Source organism: Canibacter zhoujuaniae (genome assembly GCF_011752005.1).
GTDB lineage: Bacteria > Actinomycetota > Actinomycetes > Actinomycetales > Microbacteriaceae > Canibacter > Canibacter zhoujuaniae.
The window spans coordinates 285,504-303,389 of record NZ_JAAIJZ010000002.1 but is presented as its reverse complement, the minus strand read 5'-3'; the positions used below and the strand labels follow the sequence as shown (position 1 = coordinate 303,389).

Here is a 17,886-nt window from a genome sequence, read left to right as displayed (position 1 = left end):
AAATATTGTGGATTAACACAACAGAGCAAAAGGAGCACGAGTGACAAGCACTTGGCGTATGCCGATAGAAGGACACAAGCAGGAACGCCTCTGGATGGCGTGGCCTACCGGTGGTTATCTCCTTGGCGACACTGCTGAGTTTGCTGCGGAGGCACACACGACTTGGGCAGCTGTTGCTAACGCGGCGAGTGAGTTTCAAGCTGTCACCGTGGTTGTAAATCCTGGAGATGAAAAGATTGCTCGCAAGTATCTCAGCAGCTCTATTGAGCTTCTGACTGCACCGCTCAACGATGCTTGGATGCGCGACATCGGCCCGAGCTTTGTGCTCGATACAGATGGCCGACTGGGTGCGGTGAACTATGTCTTCAACGGCTGGGGCCAACAGGAGTGGGCAGAGTGGGATAAAGACCAACACATCGGCCGCATCATCGCCGAAGCAAGCGGAGCAACGCTTATCAACTCTGACATGGTGAATGAGGGCGGCGGCATCCAGGTAGACGGCACCGGCCGTGTCATCATCACAGAAACTGTGCAGCTTGATCCGGGTCGCAACCCCGAATACACGAAAGAAATGGTTGAGGCAGAACTCCAGCGCACTATCGGCACCGATAGCGTGCTCTGGCTCCCTCGTGGGCTGTATCGCGATCACGACGAGTTCGGCACCCGCGGGCACAGTGATATTCTCGCTGCGTTTGCAACCCCCGAGGTGCTGCTCATGCATGAGCAGCGTGACACCAGCCACCCAGATCACGAAATCGCACGCAATAATCTCGAAATCGCGAAGAAATGGCTTGCCGAACGCGGTGACAAAACAGAGATTATCACGCTGCCGGCACCGTCTCAGTTGCGCGATGCAGAGGATTTTGTTGATTACAGCTATATCAATCACGTTGTTATCAACGATGCTGTTATCGCTTGCGCGTTTGGAGACGCGGCTGCAGACGATTATGCACAGTCGGTGCTCGGGGAAGTCTACCCCGGCCGCAAGATTGTGGGAATAGACGCCCGCCCGATCTTCGCTCGTGGCGGTGGTATTCACTGCATTACCCAGCAGCAGCCACAAACCCAGGGTGATAACTAGCCCTCTGCGCTAACTGCGCTGTGCGCATAAAAAATCGCCACTTCCCAAACTTTTTAAATAAACAGGTCACGGGAAGTGGCGATTTTTAATCTAATTAAGACCTACCACATCACTGCAAGCGCTACGTTTAGCGCGAGCAAACCGGCAATACCACCGAGCACACCGGCTGATACATTCTCTTTTTTCCGGTTCGCAATCACTAGACCGAAAATTACGAGCAGCACGGCAGTCTTCACACCGATCTTCATGTTGTTCGGTTCGCTGCCGAGGGCGTAAATCAAGCCAACGAGCAGCAGCCCGGTCACCAACAACGCAGTGGTGGCGTGCATTATGCCATTAGAAATAACTGCTTTACCAGTTTTTGCGTTTTTAAACTGGCCAATTAATGCGCCAAAAATAGCACCGAATGATAAAAGATGCAGAACAAGAACAATACTTTTTAGAATAACCATTCTTCTACAGTAACCTTTTCACAGTTTTGACGTGCTCAAAATGAGTAGCTTTAGGTAAGCCTTCCAATACTAGTGGAAGAAGTGACGCTCGCCGGTAAAGTACATGGTTACCCCGGCTGCTTTAGCGGCAGCGATTACCTCTTCATCGCGCACGCTGCCACCGGGCTGCACTACCGCTGTCACACCAGCGTCAATGAGCACCTGCAAACCGTCTGCAAACGGGAAGAAGGCATCCGATGCAGCAACGCTGCCGGCGGCTCGCTCCCCCGCACGTGACACTGCGAGACGCGCTGAATCTACACGGTTTACCTGCCCCATGCCGACACCGACACTCGCGCCGCCAGCTGCAAGCAAAATCGCATTCGACTTAACAGCACGGCACGCCCGCCAAGCAAACTCTAGGTCGCTAAGCACCTCTGGCGCAGCAGGTTCACCCGCAGCAAGCTCCCACTGGCTAGCCGGCTTGAAGCTGCGATCCGCATCCTGCACCAGGAAGCCCCCAGAAACCGGGCGCACCTCAGTCTTTGACTGTGCAAAATCAGCCGGGAGCTGCAACAGGCGCAAATTCTTCTTCTGCGTCAGAATCGCTAACGCCTCCGGGGTAAACCCGGGGGCCACAATAACCTCAGTGAAGATCTCGGCAACAGTCTTGGCCATTTCCTCGGTCACCTCACGGTTCGCAGCGATTACTCCGCCGAAAGCTGACACAGGGTCGCAGGCGTGCGCAAGTTTATGGGCTGCAGCGATCGCATCTGCAGCATCTGCGGGCGCCACAGCAATGCCGCACGGGTTTTGATGCTTAATAATTGCAACCGCTGGCTGCTGGTGATCGTATGCCGCACGCAGAGCAGCATCAGCATCAACATAGTTGTTGTATGACATTTCTTTGCCGTGCAATTGCTCTGCCTGTGCGATACCGGTGGAGTCAAGATCAGCAAACAAGGCCGCCCGCTGGTGGCTATTTTCACCGTAACGCAAAACAGTTTCGCGAACACCGCTGAGATCATATGTCACCACAGCGTTTTCAACCGGCTCGAAAATCACATCAGCGTTATCTTCGGCGTCATAAGAGTCAACGGCAAGATCGCTCTCACCCCAAGCGTTTTGCTCCTGGTCGAGCATCCAGTTTGCAACAGCACCGTCATAGTTTGCGGTGTGAATAAAAGCTTCGGTCGCTAAGGCGCGACGCTGATTTAGGGTTGTGCCACCGTTTTCGATTGCGGCGATAATATCCGGGTAGCGGGAGGGTGATACAACGATCGCAACATTTGCGTGATTCTTCGCGCTCGCCCGCACCATCGCAGGGCCACCAATATCGATATTTTCGATGATATCTGCGGCTGGTTTACCCGCGCCAACCGTCTCTGCGAATGGATACAGGTTCACAACAACGAGCTCAAATCCGGCATAGCCGAGCTCTGCGAGCTGCTGCTGATGATCTTCAAGTCGAAGATCGGCGAGCAGGCCTGCGTGCACCGCTGGGTGCAGAGTCTTCACGCGCCCGTCGAGTGCCTCCCGAAAACCGGTCACCTCTGAGACATCTCGCACGGGGTAGCCTGCTGCACGGATCTGCGCTGCAGTTGAGCCGGTCGAAACAATCTCTACGCCCGCACTGTTAAGCGCCGCAGCAAGTTCAAGCAGCCCGGTTTTATCACTCACCGATATTAGTGCTCGTTTAACCGCAATCTGGTCGCGGTGCTTGTAGAGGCTCGGATCTTTGCTGGCTACTGCCACTGGTGCTCCTTTGGTTTTAGTTTCTTGCGGATCAGCGCTTTGCACACCCGCTTAGTCTCTGGCGCTAAAAATTACGTTCTCCGCGAGCGAATTGGGCGATCACTCGGCCGAGCAATTGTCGCTCTGCTACCTTGATGCGTTCGTGGAGGGTTGCTTCATCGTCGCCGTCTAATACTGGCACGGCCGTTTGCGCGATAACCGGGCCGGTGTCAACGCCCTCATCGATGTGGTGCACAGTAACCCCGGTTTCAGTAGCACCTGCTGCTAACGCATCACGCACGGCATGCGCACCCGGAAATAAGGGCAGCAGCGCTGGATGAGTGTTTATTAGACGCGGGCTAAACTCAGCGATAAAATTTGGTGGCAAAATACGCATCAAACCCGCTGACACCACCAGACCGTTTGCCGCATCGACGCCAAATTCTTTAATTTTTTCGGCGAATTCTGCACCCCAAGCGGCACGGTCTGTGTAGTCTGACGGCTTCACAATAAAGTTTGGAACACTGTGTGCTTCTGCGTGCGCGAGCCCCGGGGCATCACAATCGGCACCTACCGCTACCACCCGAAACGGCGCTCCAGCTGCGGCCTGTTCGAGCAGGGATTTTAGGTTGCTTCCAGAACCGGAGATGAGCACAACAATGTCTAGCACCATTTAATTTTAACTCGCTAACTCAGCCTGCGCATAGACTGCCCGAAGCTTTGCCACGTGATTGGCCGGGTCAAAATCTGTCGCGTCAATGACCGTCGCCTCGCTTGCAGAAAGCAGCTTAGCTGGATCGCGCACCAGCTCCACTATTTTTGCGGCAATCTCTGCTGGATTAGGCCCTGCAGCATAGATTCCACTGTGGGTAAGGCCCTCCCGCAGCTGCGGATCGCAAACTATAACCGGTCTTCTAGCGTGCACAGACTCAATAATTGTCACCGGTTGATTGTCAAAACCAAAACTTGTTAGCACCGTCGCGTGCGCAGCGCGCATTTGCTGCGTCACCTCTTCGCGCGACAGTCGGCCGGTGAAGGTTATCGGTAGGTGCGCAGCGCTCCTCCGTGCGGCGCGCTCCAGCGGCCCGGCCCCGATAATCTGCACAGTAAGCGCCGCAGATCCTAAAGTTTTAACAACTGCGTCGATAGCCTGAATAAACTCGAGCACACGTTTTTCTGCGACCAGTCGCCCCACCCAGACCAGACGTAAGGGTGCCTCCACTGCCGTTAGTGGCGCACCAAAATCACTGCGTGTGTTCACGTTCGGTATCACCCGCACTTCACCGACACCGGCAGCGCGCAGTTTATCTGCCTGATGAGCAGACGGTGAAATAGTGATATCTGCCCGGCTCGCAGCTGAGGCGGTTACCTCCTGCAACAGCGCATCGGTGCGTTTATTAGGCCATACCCCACTGCCGGGGGTGGCTTTTCCGAGCGCTGCTTCCCCGCGGGTTAACCAGTTTATTCCGCTGCGCACCGCAGCGGCACCGAGTATATCGATCGGCCCTGCAAGGCGCGCCTGCCAGAAGAAAGTGTGCACGGTGTGCACAACCGGAATATCCTCGTCGCGTGCCGCGCTCACCGCGGCAGCAGACAACCCAAACTCAGAGTGTGTGTGCACGATATCAATGTGCAGCCGCCGCAGGTAGTCTGCAAGCTGGGCACGCAAACCCGCTCGGTTGCGGATAATAGGAAGGTCAAGGCCTGGCAGCGTTCCAGCGGGTTTAATCGGTAGCGCACTGCCGCCCCACTCTTTAACCCAGGCATCGTCTTTGGTGCCGGGAGCGATAATCGTTACACGGTGCCCGTAACCAGCGAGCGCGTGCGCGTGATCTAAAAACGCGCTTTGAGCTCCCCCAAGGTATGACAGGGAATAGTCGATAACCAAAGCGACCCTGTGTATCGGGTTAACGCGAGCCTTAGTTAGTTCCACTCTCTAAGTTTACCCAGCCGTTTGCGTGGCGATATCCTCTATGCGCACGATCCGGTCGGCAACAAGCGCCGCCTCTTCTTTGTCGTGCGTAACAAAAATAGCGGTGGTGTTTTTGAGGAGCAGTTTCAGTTCGGCAGCCAAACGCACGCGCAGGTCTGAGTCGAGCGCAGAAAGCGGTTCGTCCAGCATCAGTGCGGCAGGTTTCGGCGCGAGGGCGCGGGCGAGTGCGATCCGCTGCGCTTGCCCGCCAGAGAGTGTTGAGGGGCGCCGATCCGCAAACCCTGACAGGCCCACCAACTGCAGCATTTCGTTAACGCGCAGCTGCCGCTGCTGCTTTGTAAGTCTGCTCCCGTCTGCCTGTCTAACCTCAAGCCCGTATGCGATATTCCCTGCAACAGAGCGATTTTCAAACAACTGCGCATCCTGAAACACCATACCGAAACCGCGTCGGTGTGGGGGCGTATCAAGCACCGATGCGCCGCACCAGCGAATATCTCCGCCGGTAACTTTTGCTAGCCCCGTCACAGCGCGCAGCAGGGTTGACTTACCTGAACCAGAGGCGCCAAGCAGGGCGATAGTCTCTCCGGAAACAACCTGTAAATTAACGTTTTCAAGCAGGGTGCGCCCGTCAGGGGCAGCAACTTTAAGATCAATAAGTTCAAGCAAAGCTGTGTGCCTTTCTGCTGCTCAGTTCAGCCATCAGCATTACCGTCGAGGCGATAACGCCGAGCAGCACCGCCGCCGCGATTGCGGTGCCGTAGTTAGCATCGCCCGGACGTGACGCTAGTTGACCAATCACGACCGGCAGTGTCGTGCTGCCCGGTCGCACCAAAAAACTGGCTGCCCCGAACTCGCCAAGCGCAATCGCAAAAGTGAAGCCGGCTGCCACTCCCAGCGCGTGACGCAGCTGCGGCAGTTCGACTGTGAAAAGACGTCTGACGCTACTCGCGCCGAGTGTTGCCGCCACCTCAAGCTGAGCTTTGGGAACTCCGCGCAGAATCGGTGTGAGCAACCGCAGCACCAGCGGCAGCGCGCCAAATGTTTGCGCAATTGCGATAACCAGTCCGCTCGAGCGCAGATCGAGCGTTGTGCCCCAGGGGTTGTGCATTGCGAGCAGCATACCGAAACCGAGGGTTACCGCCGAGATTCCGACCGGCAGCATCACCGCGAAATCAAAAGCGGAGACACTGAGTTTCCCGAACCTGGTTGCTGGGCGACGCGATGCCAGAATTGCCGCGGGCACAGCTAGCACGAGCGTCAAAACAGTGGCTATTGCCGCTAGCCGCACAGAAACAACAGCCGCATCGAGCACCGAACCACCAAAATTATTCATCGGGGTTGCAAGCGCACGATAGTTTTCAAACGTCCATCTGCCGTCCCGTTTCACTGAGCGCACGAGCAGCCCGATGATGGGGGTAATTTGCAGCACTGCTAAAACGGCCAGAGTGGCAACAAGCAGCGGAATATCCGTCACAGTAATCTGGCGCGCCTGCGAGACAGTGAGCTTTAAACCCTCACCGCGGCGACGCATCCGATGCGAGAGAGCAAGAGCGGCTGCGACAATAACGCACTGGAGCAGGGTCAGCGCGATAGCGGTTTCAAAGTCGAGGAACACTGTCGCGGCGGTGTATATTTCACTCTCGAGATTCGCAAATTTACGCCCGCCAAGAATCAGCACAATGCCAAAACTTGATGCACAGTAAAAGAATACAAGCGCTGCGGATGAGGCGATGGCCGGCAGCAGCTGCGGGAGCGTTACTGTGCGAAATGCCCGCCACCGGCTAGCGCCGAGCGTGCGGGCTGCTTGCGTCAGTCTCGGATCAAGCACCTCCCAGAGGGAGCCAGTGCTGCGGGAGATGAGCGTGATGTTAAAAAACGCCATCGCCATTAAGACCAGGATGAAACTGCGGTCAAGACCGAGCCACTCAAACGCACCACCCGGCCCGTAAAGAGCGCCGAAGGCGAGAGCCACCACCACCGTTGGCATAATAAACGGGATCATTAATAAACCCCGCAAAAGACGCACCCCAGGAAACCTGAGGCAGTGGGTGACAAACCCCGCAGGCACACCAATTACAACCGATATCATCGTTGCGCCGAGCGCCTGCAGCAGGGTGTTGCTCAATACTTTTAAAGTGCGTGCCTCGGCAAACACCGCCGCCGCGCTAAGCGGATCGCCGAGCCCGCGCGCGAGCAACACCCCGAGCGGCCAAAAGAAAAACAGCCCCAACAGCGCTACTGGAATTGTCGCCAGTAACACCCAAAAAATTAGGGTGCCAAGCTGTTGGAGCTGTTTTTGCATGCCTACTCGCTGAAGTTGTTCAGCCAGTCACGCACCCACGTTTCAATTTCTTTGCCAACGCGTTCTGCAGGCACATTCCAGCGAGTAGTTGGACGCGGTGCAAACTTTGCCCACTCTTCTGGCAGCTCGACAGAATCATCAACCGGGTACATGTACATGGTGTCTGGAATGGTTGCCTGGAATTCACCGCTCACCATGTAGTCAATCACGGCTTTCGCACCCGCTTCGTTAGATGCGCCGGCAAGCACACCTGCATACTCCACAACATCGGTGCATGTTTCGAGCAGCGCTTTGGTGCTAGATTCTGTGCCCTCATCGTTTACGGTCCAAGCTGGGCTTGACGCGTATGACAGCACGATTGGGAATGTGCCGTTTTCGCCGCCCTGAGTGAACTGACCGTTATAAGCTGCTGACCAGCCCTGTTCAAGGCGCGCACCGTTGTCTAGCAGCTGCTTCCAGTAATCGAGGTAGCCTTCTTCACCAAATTTAGCAACCGTTCCAGCTAGCAGTGCGCGGCCCGTATCAGAAGCGCTCGGATCGATGATAGCGGTGAGTCCTTTGTAGGTCTCTGCTGTTAGGTCTTCAAATGTTTTCGGCTCAGGAATACCCTTTTCCACAAACCAAGCCGGATCTATGTTGAAACACACCGAACCCTCATCGATAGGGGTTATGCTGTCAGCTTTATCAAACGCGAAATTAGCGGCGTTTGCTGACTGCTTCGCAGGCTTGTACGGCGCAACTGCGCCCTCTTCCACCAGTTTCGCCGCACGCAGGTTGGTCACGCCAAAGAATGCGTCAGCGATTGGGGCGTCTTTAGTCAAAACAAGCTTGTTCGCCAGCTCAGAGCCATCACCAGTTTCAACAACCTTCACATCATAACCGGTGGCTTTGCTCGCAGCGGCAGCAAATTCGTCACCGGGAAAGCTGTCGTGCACGGCTATTGTCACGGTTTTAGCCGCATCGCTGCTACTAGAGTCATCTTGAGAAGCGGTGTTGCCCGCGTTGCCCTGCGCGCAGCCGGCCAAAAGAACGGTTGCTCCCAAAACAGCAAGAATTGCGGTTCGATTGCGATATACGTATGCCAAAATATTCCTTCCTACGCTGGCATTACCCAGATCAGGTTTAACGGTCAGAGCAATAGGCGCTCTCTCTCAGCCCTCCAGTTAAGGCTCCCGTGCTGCTTCAAGTTGAAGCACTACAAAGTTAACACACTTCCCATGCTTGTATGCGCACTGAGCTGATCCATTCTCAGACAGTGTGCAAAAATTATCGGATCCTTAATTAACCAAAGCGCTCTAAGCACTCCTACGGGCTTTGGTCTTTGTTAAGCGCGGTCGTTTTTGTTCCACTCAAAGTTGCGCAGCAGTTCTGCAGTGTCATACTGTTCCTGCTCTTGGCCGACCACTTCGTCGAGGCTCTCATACTCCCCAAGTTCGGCGCTGTCATCTGAGCGCTCAGACGCGGTGTCGTTGGAGACCGGCGCATCCCGTTTAGATTCACGATCCTGCTCTGCTAGGAAATCCTCCCGCGCTCGTGCTGCAAGCAAACCGAATCCCGAATCGACATCTGTTGTGTCAAGCGGCTCAGTTTCCAGCGTCTGCGCCTCATCTGTTTCTGTCAGTGAGCGGCGCCTAAAACTTGTGAAAAATGTTCCAGTTTCCGTTAACTTTGTGAGCGGCGATGAGCGATATGCCCAAGCACCAAACGCTACACCGATTAAAACTTCAACCGCGATAGCGCTAGCAGCGCTAACCGGATCGCTGCCTGTGTAAACCAGAGTTCCGGGGCCTAAAGACCCTCGAGCGATTCCGAATAGGATAAACCCGCAAACCCACGAGAGCGCAGCTACCAACAGCGCCGTAGCCAGGCGTTGCCCTGCGGTCAGCCCTTTCAAACGCGACCTAAAAAGCAGTGTCATGCTCAGCGCAACCACAGTTACGATGAGCGGGGCGATAATGCCAAAGCTGCCCCAGTCTGCTGGCACCCACGCAAAAATTGGTAACGCGGGCAGGGGCCCTGAGGCAAGCTGGAATGGTGAAAACAGGGTTGCTTCGCCAATTGAGAACCCGACGCCAGAGACCCACGCAAGAGCCCAAATGAGCGCAACTGGCAAAAACAGCAGCTGCGCGAGAAAACTAATAATGACGCCCATTAGATCAAAGTGCAGGCTTTGGCTTAAGCGCACATAATCAACGAAATTAATAGCGATATTAAAGAACAGCAGCAGCGCGCTGAGCGCAACCAGGCCGAGCGCCACAGCAGCAAAAATCACTGCGGCGTTACCAAACACCTGCGATATCGAAAATGCTGCCTGCTGCTGCACCCCAAACTTGGGCAGTATTTTTTCTTCTATGAGATCAGGCAGCATCTCACGGGCAGACCACAACACACCACCAAACAGTGCCACTAAAAACAACCATAACGGCCTGAATGCGAGCATCCACATCGAGTGAGGCGAAAGGGAAGACGCCAAAGATGCCGCAATAGTTGAAATTAAAAGAAAACCAGCTGCGGCCGATCCGCACGAAATAAAGAGCTGCGCAGGGTTCGCGCCACCCGCCGCGTGTATACGGCGACCTGCCCGCACTCCCCCAGCAACAGTGAGGCAGGCGATGCCGAGCAGCGGCAGGGAGAGGGGGAAACGTACCGCCTCTTGCCCGGCACCGATATCAACTATCTGTTGGGCGGTGAAATCAAACTGCAGCGGTGCACCGTGCCCCCACAACCAGGCGCCAGAGACCAGTGCTGCTACAACCTCAGCACCCGCTGCGAGCTTGTAAGTGATAATCCACAACAGTGTGGCCGGCACCGCAATCACCGCAAGCCCTGACAGAGCTACTGCGAGCGCTTCAACAGCTGCTGCGATTGCGGCTAATAAGTACTTCATTAAACGCAGTTTACCGGGCCAGCACTGGAATGTGGATCGGGCGTGCGGCAGCTGCTAAGGAATTCGCGGTAAAATCTTGATGTCAAACTAGTTTGCGCATCAGCGCCGGCTTGCAGGCTTAACTTAAGGAGCTTTCTGTGGCACGTATCATCTACACCTATACCGACGAAGCGCCGATGCTGGCAACACACTCATTTCTGCCGATTGTGCAGGCGTTCGCAAAAACTGCGGACGTAGAAGTAGCCACCCGCGACATTTCGCTCGCCGGCCGCATCCTCGCCGCTTTCAATGATCTGCTCCCGGCAGCACAGCAGGTGCCCGACGCTCTCGCAGAGCTTGGTGACCTGGCAAAAACTGCGGAAGCTAACATCATTAAACTGCCCAACATATCTGCCTCTGTGCCGCAGCTCAAAGCAGCAATTGCTGAGCTGCAGGAAAAAGGTTTTGAGCTGCCTGACTATCCAGATGAGATAGAAAGCGATGCTGATAAAGATGTGCGCGCCCGCTATGACGCGGTGAAGGGCTCTGCTGTAAACCCGGTTTTGCGTGAGGGCAACAGCGACCGACGCGCACCTAAAGCAGTGAAGGAATACGCTAAGGCGCATCCGCACACTATGGGTGAGTGGTCGGCCGAGTCAAAGACGAATGTTGCGACAATGGGCGCTGACGACTTTGCGAGCAACGAGAAGTCGGTTACCTTCGATGCTGCTGACGAGCTTGTTATTCGCCACCGTGCAGCTGACGGCACAGAAACTGTTTTGCGCGAGAGCCTGAAGGTGCTTTCCGGCGAGATCTTGGACGCAACGTTTATGAGCGTGGCACGACTTGATGACTTCCTTGCTGCGCAGATCAAACGCGCTAAAGAAGAGGGTGTGCTGTTTTCGGTGCATCTGAAGGCAACAATGATGAAGGTTTCTGACCCGATTATCTTTGGGCATGTTGTGCGCGCCTACTTCGCTGAGACCTTCAAAAAATTTGGTGCTGAGCTAATCGCCGCAGGTCTGAATGGTGAAAACGGTCTGGGTGCGGTGCTCACCGGCATCCAGGGCTGGGAGAACGAGGCCGAGATTCGCGCCGCAATCGATTCCGATCTCGCAAACGGCCCAGCTCTTGCAATGGTAAACAGTGATAAAGGCATTACAAACCTGCACGTTCCGAGTGACGTTATTGTTGATGCTTCGATGCCTGCCATGATCCGCTCCTCCGGTCAGATGTGGAATGCAGCAGGCGCGCAGCAGGACACTCTCGCGGTTATTCCAGATTCTTCATATGCTTCGATTTACCAGGTGGTTATCGATGACTGCCGCAAGCACGGGGCCTACGATCCGCGCACCATGGGCACTGTGCCAAACGTTGGTTTGATGGCCAAGAAAGCGGAAGAATACGGCTCACACGACAAAACCTTCAAGCTTGAATCTGCCGGTGTTGTGGAAGTTGTGAACCAAGCAGGCGAGGTTGTGCTGTCGCACGAGGTGGCAGCCGGTGACATCTGGCGCGCCTGCCAGACCAAAGATGATGCGGTGCGTGACTGGGTAAAACTCGCTGTCACCCGTGCTCGTGCGTCTTTGACCCCCGCAGTGTTCTGGCTCGACAGCAGCCGTGCACACGATGCGGAACTCATTAAAAAGGTAGAGGTTTACCTCGCAGATCACGACACCGACGGTCTCGATATTCAAATTCTTGCGCCCGCGGCTGCTACCGCTCTCTCTGTCGAGCGCATTCGTCGCGGCGAAGACACCATCAGTGTGACCGGTAACGTGCTGCGTGACTACAACACCGACCTTTTCCCAATTCTGGAGCTCGGCACCAGCGCAAAAATGCTTTCGGTGGTGCCGCTGCTTGCCGGCGGTGGTCTCTTCGAGACGGGTGCGGGAGGATCAGCTCCGAAGCATGTTGAACAGGTTGTGACCGAGAACCACCTGCGTTGGGATTCACTCGGTGAGTTTATGGCGTTAGCAGAGTCTTTGCGACACGCTGGCGCAGACTCTTTAGCGGACGCACTTGAAACAGCAACCGCACGCTTCCTGAATGAAAATAAATCACCTTCACGTAAGGCTGGTGAGCTCGACAACCGTGGCAGCCACTTCTGGCTGACTCGCTTCTGGGCTGAGGCTGCAGCAGAGTCTAACGACGCTGAGCTTGCCGCAAAACTGGCTCCTGTTGCTGAGCAACTGGTTGCTGACTCAGAGACTATTGAGACTGAGTTGCTTCAGGCGCAGGGTGAGGCCGCTGACCTCGGCGGATACTACAGGGTAGACGCCGCTAAAACTGATGCGGTAATGCGCCCAAGCGCCACGTTCAACAAGATCATCGATTCGATCTAAAACCACAGCGGCTAGGTCCTTAAAGGGAGCGGGGTTCTTTTTAAGAGTCCCGCTCTTTTTATTACCCCGCACCGCTGGGCACCCAGCAAAGCAGGGCTAAGTTAGAACGTGTTTGAAACGCGAAAATGGCGGTTCGGGTGTTTCCGAACCGCCATTTCATAATCGGAGCTGGTCACTCAGGTGGCGCCCCGATCCTATATGTGCTTAGAGTGACGCGAAGATCTCTTTCATGAGGTTCGCGGTTTCGGTTGGTGTTTTACCGACCTTTACCCCAGCTGCTTCGAGAGCTTCTTTCTTTGCCTGCGCTGTGCCGGCAGAGCCTGACACGATCGCACCGGCGTGCCCCATAGTCTTACCTTCGGGTGCGGTAAAGCCTGCAACATAACCAACCACCGGCTTAGTTACATTCTCTTTAATGAACTCAGCTGCGCGCTCTTCTGCGTCGCCACCAATTTCGCCGATCATCACGATGGCTTTGGTCTCTGGGTCGGCTTCAAACGCAGCAAGTGCGTCAATATGGGTTGTGCCAATAATTGGGTCTCCGCCGATACCGATGGCGGTTGAGATACCAATCTCGCGCAGTTCGTACATCATCTGATAGGTCAGAGTGCCTGACTTTGACACAAGACCGATCGGGCCTTTCCCGGTAATGTTTGCCGGTGTGATGCCTGCGAGAGCCTCCTCAGGGGTAATAATTCCCGGGCAGTTTGGGCCGATGATACGAGTTTTGTTGCCCGTCGCTTTGGCATGAGCCCACAGTTGTGCAGTATCTTTTACCGGCACACCCTCGGTGATAATCACCAGCAGGCCGATCCCTGCGTCAATAGCCTCAATTGCAGCGTCTTTGGTGAAAGCAGGTGGCACAAAAGCGACTGACACGTCTGCGCCGGTCTGTTCCATCGCTTCTGCAACCGTTGCGAAAACAGGCAGCTCAACTGTCTCACCGGCTGCGTTTACGTGTGACACAGTGGTTCCGGCTTTACGGGCGTTGACACCGCCAACAATTTTGCTGCCAGCCGCAAGCATACGCGCAGTGTGTTTGGTTCCCTCACCGCCGGTGATACCCTGCACGATGATCTTTGAATCCTTAGTTAGGAAGATAGCCATTTTCTTAAATCTCCAAAAATCTCTTAGCGGGCGTTCGCGAGCTCAGCTGCCTTGTCGGCGCCCTCGTCCATAGTTGGCATCTGGATCACAAGTGGGTGGTTTGCTTCGTTGAGGATACGGCGCCCCTCTTCAACATTGTTGCCGTCCAGGCGCACAACGAGTGGTTTGTTTGCCTTATCACCGAGTTTTTCAAGCGCACCAACGATACCGTTTGCCACAGCATCACATGCGGTGATGCCACCAAAAACGTTTACAAACACGCTCTTCACCTGCGGGTCACCAAGGATGATATCGAGCCCCTGAGCCATAACCTCAGCTGATGCACCGCCACCGATGTCGAGGAAGTTTGCTGGCTTCACGCCACCGTGATTTTCACCAGCGTAAGCAACCACGTCAAGGGTTGACATCACAAGACCCGCACCGTTACCAATGATGCCGACTTCACCGTCAAGTTTCACATAGTTGAGGTCGTGCTCTTTAGCCTTGGCTTCGAGCGGATCGGTGGCGGCCTTGTCTTCGAGCGCCGCGTGCCCCGCCTGACGGAACTCTGCGTTCGCATCAAGCGAAACTTTGCCGTCAAGCGCAATAATGTTGCCCTCTTCTGTTAGAACAAGCGGGTTCACCTCGACGAGTGTTGCGTCTTCTGACTCATAAACCTTGTAGAGCTTCACGAAAACGTCTGCAACCTTCTGCTGCAGCTCCTCTGGGAAGTTCGCGGCTTTCGCAATTTCGAGCGCCTTTTCGGCGTCGATGCCTTTGATTGGATCAATCTCAACACGCGCGAGTGCTTCTGGCTTCTCTACCGCAAGCTGCTCAATCTCCATGCCGCCCTCAACAGAGCAGAGGGATAGCAGTGATCGGTTAGCGCGGTCAAGCAGCACTGAGAAGTAGAACTCCTGCGCGATGCGCGCACCTTCGGCAACCATCACGCGCTTTACCTCATGACCCTTAATGTCGAGCCCGAGGATCGCTTCTGCCGCGGCGTGTGCTTCGTCTGGATTCTTCGCAACTTTGACGCCGCCAGCCTTACCTCGGCCGCCCGTTTTCACCTGAGCTTTCACGACGACCACTCCGCCGCCGAGCCGTTCAGCGGCTTGACGCGCCTCGTCTGGAGTGTCTGCGATAATTCCGGCAAGCACTGGCACATCATAGGACTCGAACAAGTCTCGTGCTTGGTATTCGTATAGATCCACGCTATTCCAATCAATTTTTGCCGCGCAGACAATTGCCCGCACTGGCAATGGTTTGAGGTTTCTTGCCCTCCCAGTTTACACCGGCGAAGACTTGAATTTCTGCCGTTGTAACGGCTTTTATCTGTGAAAACTATTAGAGGTTTAAGCCTCTCTAAGGCGAGCTTTACTGGTCGAGTTTGCGCATCGGAGCGAGCGACACGAGCAGTTTCTTTTCACCGACTTCTGGGAAGCGCACGAAGGCCACCTGCTTTGCACCGGTTCCCGCAAGTTTAAAGACCTCGCCGACACCGTACATATCGTGCTCAACGCTATCGCCGACGGCTAGATTGACCCCGGCTGCTGCGGCTTTACTCGGGTCGATGATATTTGTGAAGCCCTGCCCCTTAGACAGCCCCTGTCGCGCTTCTCGCTTGCGCTCTTCCCACTTAGCTGTTGCGCTATTATCGCCGCGCACACGACCTCGTCGCTGACCCGCAGATTTTTGTGAGAGGCGTCTAGAATACCCGAGCGAGCTGTCTGCGTCACCGCTCCAAACATTTTCGGAGGATCTACCAGAACCCCAACCGTAGTTTGAATTTTCGGATCCACCCCAGCCCTCGCCGCTGCTAGTCGCCACCGCGCTCGACCACCCGCCGCGAAATCCGGTCGCACCTGAGACTTCATCAATATGTTGACGCCAAACTATCAGATCTTCGGGAATATCATTCAGGAAACGAGATTCAGCTGTTGGGTGCGTTTCACCTGTGTAGGTGTCCCTGGTTGCAGCCAGGGTAATGTAAAGCTGCTCTTTTGCCCGCGTGATACCAACGTATGTAAGACGCCGCTCCTCACTGATTCCGCCGGGCTCTTCAACACTTGTTGCGTGCGGCAGCAGCCCCTCCTCGAAACCAACAAAAAACACTGTCGGAAACTCGAGCCCTTTGGCCGAGTGCAGTGTCATCAACGAAACTTCACCAGAACCGTCTTCGCTCTGCCCGCCGTCTGACACAAGCGCAACCTCTGTCAGAAAATCAATCAGGGTTGCCTCGGTGTTTTCTGCATCGAACTCATTGGCGTGCAGCATAAACTCTTCCACGTTTTCGGCGCGTGCATGCTCCTGCGGGTCAGGTTTTGCTTTCAGCTTTTCAACGTATTGGGTTTCTTTCATCAAGTACTCAACGATGGCGCCCGCACCTTTTGGTTGCAATTCTTTTTCTGCGTTTCCGAAAGCCATCTCACTAGCGGCGGCAAACATTTCGCCAAGCGCCCGCACGGTTTTCAACTTTTGACCGGTGATCCCCGGAATCTCAGCTGCTCTAAGCATTGCCTCGTGGAAGCTGATGTCGTTTTGCTCTTGAAACATTGCGATGGCCGCCTCAGCTGCCGGCCCGACACCCCGCTTGGGGCTTGAAAGCATTCGAGACCAGGCAATTGGGTCGTACGGATTCACGACGCAGTGCAGGTAAGCCAGCACATCCTTAACCTCGGAACGGTCGTAAAACTTCGTCCCCCCAAACACACGATATGGGATTGCAGAACGCACCAAAGCCTCTTCGAGCACACGCGATTGGGTGTTGGTGCGATACAAGATTGCAAGATCACCGTATGCACGGCCTCGATTTGCCAGTGTCTCGATTTCATCGGAAACAAATCTTGCCTCATCTCGCGGTGAGTATCCCGCAAAACCTTGAATTTTCTCACCGTCACCCAGATCAGACCAGAGCTTCTTGTCTTGTCTATCGAAGTTGTGTGAGATTACAGCGTTTGCGGCTGACAAAATATTCTGCGTTGAGCGGTAGTTTTGCTCTAGCACCACCACCTCGGCGTCAGGAAAGTCTTGCTCAAAGTCTTGGATATTGCGAATGTCAGCACCGCGGAAGGAGTATATTGACTGGTCTGAATCGCCCACAACGGTCAGGGCAGCAGAGGGAATTTCACCAAGTTCGTTCAGCTCAGCCACTCTAACCGGCGGCTGTAAATGATCCTGATTTTCTCTTCTAATTGGTTTTGTCAGCTCACTGATTAGCGCATACTGTGCACGGTTAGTGTCTTGATACTCATCAACCAAAATCCATCTGAATCGGCGTTGATAGCGGGCCGCCACGTCAGGAAATGCGCGAAATAGATGCACAGTTTGCGCTAACAGATCGTCAAAGTCCATTGCTCGAGCACGCCTAAGGCTCGCTTCATAATCGGTGAAAAGCTGCACAAACATAGCTTCACGCGGGTTGCTCATATCAGCTTCTCGCGCCACATCAGAAGCATCACGTAGCTCACACTTGGCTTTTGAAATGCGACTCAGCACACTGGCGGGCTTAAACCCAAACACATCCGCAGCGTGCTGCTTAATGAGTGATTTCATCAACGCACGAGTGTCCCCTGTGTCATAGATGGTGAACCCTGAGTTATAACCAAACCGTTCAGCTTCTTTTCGCAAAATGCGCACGCACGCTGAGTGAAATGTGCTGATCCACATGCGTTCAGCTTCTTTGCCAAGTAGCGCAGCTAACCGTTCTTTCATTTCAGCTGCCGCTTTGTTGGTGAACGTAATTGCAAGAATTTGGCTCGGCCACGCATCATGCTGTCGCACTAAATGTGCAATGCGGTGTGTCAACACCTTTGTTTTTCCGGACCCTGCGCCGGCCACAACCAAAAGCGCTCGAGAGCGAGACTCAACCGCACGCCGCTGCTGCTCATTAAGCCCTGCCGTCAGGCTCTCGCCATTACCTAAAAACTGCTCCCAACCGCTATCGGACGCGGATGCAGTAGTGCCAACGCGCTCACCCCATAAATTAAGAGCGCCGCTGTCTTCCGGAATGGTGAAATCTGTCATGTATTCAAGTCTATGAGAGTGGTCTATGACTTTATCTCGGACTTAAACTATCCAGCCGCATCTCCGCCCCTCTTATACTGTC

13 protein-coding genes and 1 riboswitch are annotated in these 17,886 nt (G+C 54.8%); of the genes, 2 read left to right on the top strand and 11 right to left on the bottom strand.

Annotated features, from left to right (window positions below):
• Positions 1 to 58 precede the first annotated feature (58 nt).
• Complete coding sequence (locus HCR00_RS05350; protein ID WP_166986540.1) at positions 59 to 1,081, top strand: agmatine deiminase family protein; 1,023 nt, start codon at positions 59 to 61, stop codon at positions 1,079 to 1,081.
• A 101-nt stretch (positions 1,082 to 1,182) separates the two neighbouring features.
• Here HCR00_RS05350 and HCR00_RS05345 read toward each other — a convergent pair whose 3' ends face one another.
• The 8 genes from HCR00_RS05345 to HCR00_RS05310 form a co-directional block, all read right to left on the bottom strand.
• Positions 1,183 to 1,533 (bottom strand): hypothetical protein, encoded by a 351-nt coding sequence (locus tag HCR00_RS05345; protein WP_166985582.1) that lies wholly within the window; start codon positions 1,531 to 1,533, stop codon positions 1,183 to 1,185.
• A gap of 69 nt (positions 1,534 to 1,602) precedes the next feature.
• Positions 1,603 to 3,267 carry a bifunctional phosphoribosylaminoimidazolecarboxamide formyltransferase/IMP cyclohydrolase gene (gene purH / locus HCR00_RS05340; protein ID WP_167143398.1) on the bottom strand — a complete coding sequence of 555 codons (1,665 nt, stop codon included), beginning with the start codon at positions 3,265 to 3,267 and terminating at the stop codon, positions 1,603 to 1,605.
• Between the two features lie 64 nt (positions 3,268 to 3,331).
• Entirely contained in the window at positions 3,332 to 3,916 is a 585-nt protein-coding gene (gene purN, locus HCR00_RS05335) for a phosphoribosylglycinamide formyltransferase (RefSeq protein ID WP_167143396.1), read from the bottom strand.
• 9 nt (positions 3,917 to 3,925) lie between these two features.
• On the bottom strand, positions 3,926 to 5,179 hold the full coding sequence (locus HCR00_RS05330) for a glycosyltransferase family 4 protein (RefSeq protein WP_167143392.1): 1,254 nt from the start codon (positions 5,177 to 5,179) through the stop codon (positions 3,926 to 3,928).
• A 9-nt stretch (positions 5,180 to 5,188) separates the two neighbouring features.
• Complete coding sequence (locus HCR00_RS05325) at positions 5,189 to 5,845, bottom strand: ABC transporter ATP-binding protein (protein ID WP_167143390.1); 657 nt, start codon at positions 5,843 to 5,845, stop codon at positions 5,189 to 5,191.
• Positions 5,838 to 7,481 (bottom strand): ABC transporter permease, encoded by a 1,644-nt coding sequence (locus HCR00_RS05320; RefSeq protein ID WP_166985597.1) that lies wholly within the window; start codon positions 7,479 to 7,481, stop codon positions 5,838 to 5,840. The genes HCR00_RS05325 and HCR00_RS05320 overlap by 8 nt, the downstream gene beginning before the upstream one ends.
• Before the next feature lie 2 nt (positions 7,482 to 7,483).
• The gene (locus HCR00_RS05315) at positions 7,484 to 8,566 is read right to left on the bottom strand and encodes a thiamine ABC transporter substrate-binding protein (RefSeq protein WP_243854557.1); all 1,083 of its coding nucleotides are present in this window, start codon (positions 8,564 to 8,566) and stop codon (positions 7,484 to 7,486) included.
• A riboswitch (TPP riboswitch) is annotated at positions 8,558 to 8,667 on the bottom strand. Its footprint overlaps the gene before it by 9 nt.
• 138 nt (positions 8,668 to 8,805) lie before the next feature.
• Positions 8,806 to 10,368: a cell division protein PerM gene (locus HCR00_RS05310; RefSeq protein WP_167143387.1), complete on the bottom strand. Its 1,563-nt coding sequence runs from the start codon at positions 10,366 to 10,368 to the stop codon at positions 8,806 to 8,808.
• Between the two features lie 137 nt (positions 10,369 to 10,505).
• Here HCR00_RS05310 and HCR00_RS05305 point away from each other — a divergent pair, with 137 nt between their 5' ends.
• Positions 10,506 to 12,692 carry an NADP-dependent isocitrate dehydrogenase gene (locus tag HCR00_RS05305; RefSeq protein ID WP_167143384.1) on the top strand — a complete coding sequence of 729 codons (2,187 nt, stop codon included), beginning with the start codon at positions 10,506 to 10,508 and terminating at the stop codon, positions 12,690 to 12,692.
• A 204-nt stretch (positions 12,693 to 12,896) separates the two neighbouring features.
• Here the strand turns inward: HCR00_RS05305 and sucD are convergent, their stop codons facing one another.
• From sucD to HCR00_RS05290, 3 genes are all read right to left on the bottom strand, one after another.
• Complete coding sequence (sucD, locus tag HCR00_RS05300) at positions 12,897 to 13,799, bottom strand: succinate--CoA ligase subunit alpha (protein WP_167143380.1); 903 nt, start codon at positions 13,797 to 13,799, stop codon at positions 12,897 to 12,899.
• A 23-nt stretch (positions 13,800 to 13,822) separates the two neighbouring features.
• Positions 13,823 to 14,992 (bottom strand): ADP-forming succinate--CoA ligase subunit beta, encoded by a 1,170-nt coding sequence (gene sucC, locus HCR00_RS05295; RefSeq protein ID WP_166985609.1) that lies wholly within the window; start codon positions 14,990 to 14,992, stop codon positions 13,823 to 13,825.
• A gap of 163 nt (positions 14,993 to 15,155) precedes the next feature.
• A complete protein-coding gene (locus tag HCR00_RS05290; RefSeq protein ID WP_167143377.1) occupies positions 15,156 to 17,804 on the bottom strand; it encodes an ATP-dependent helicase in 2,649 nt (882 codons plus the stop codon).
• Positions 17,805 to 17,886: the final 82 nt, after the last annotated feature.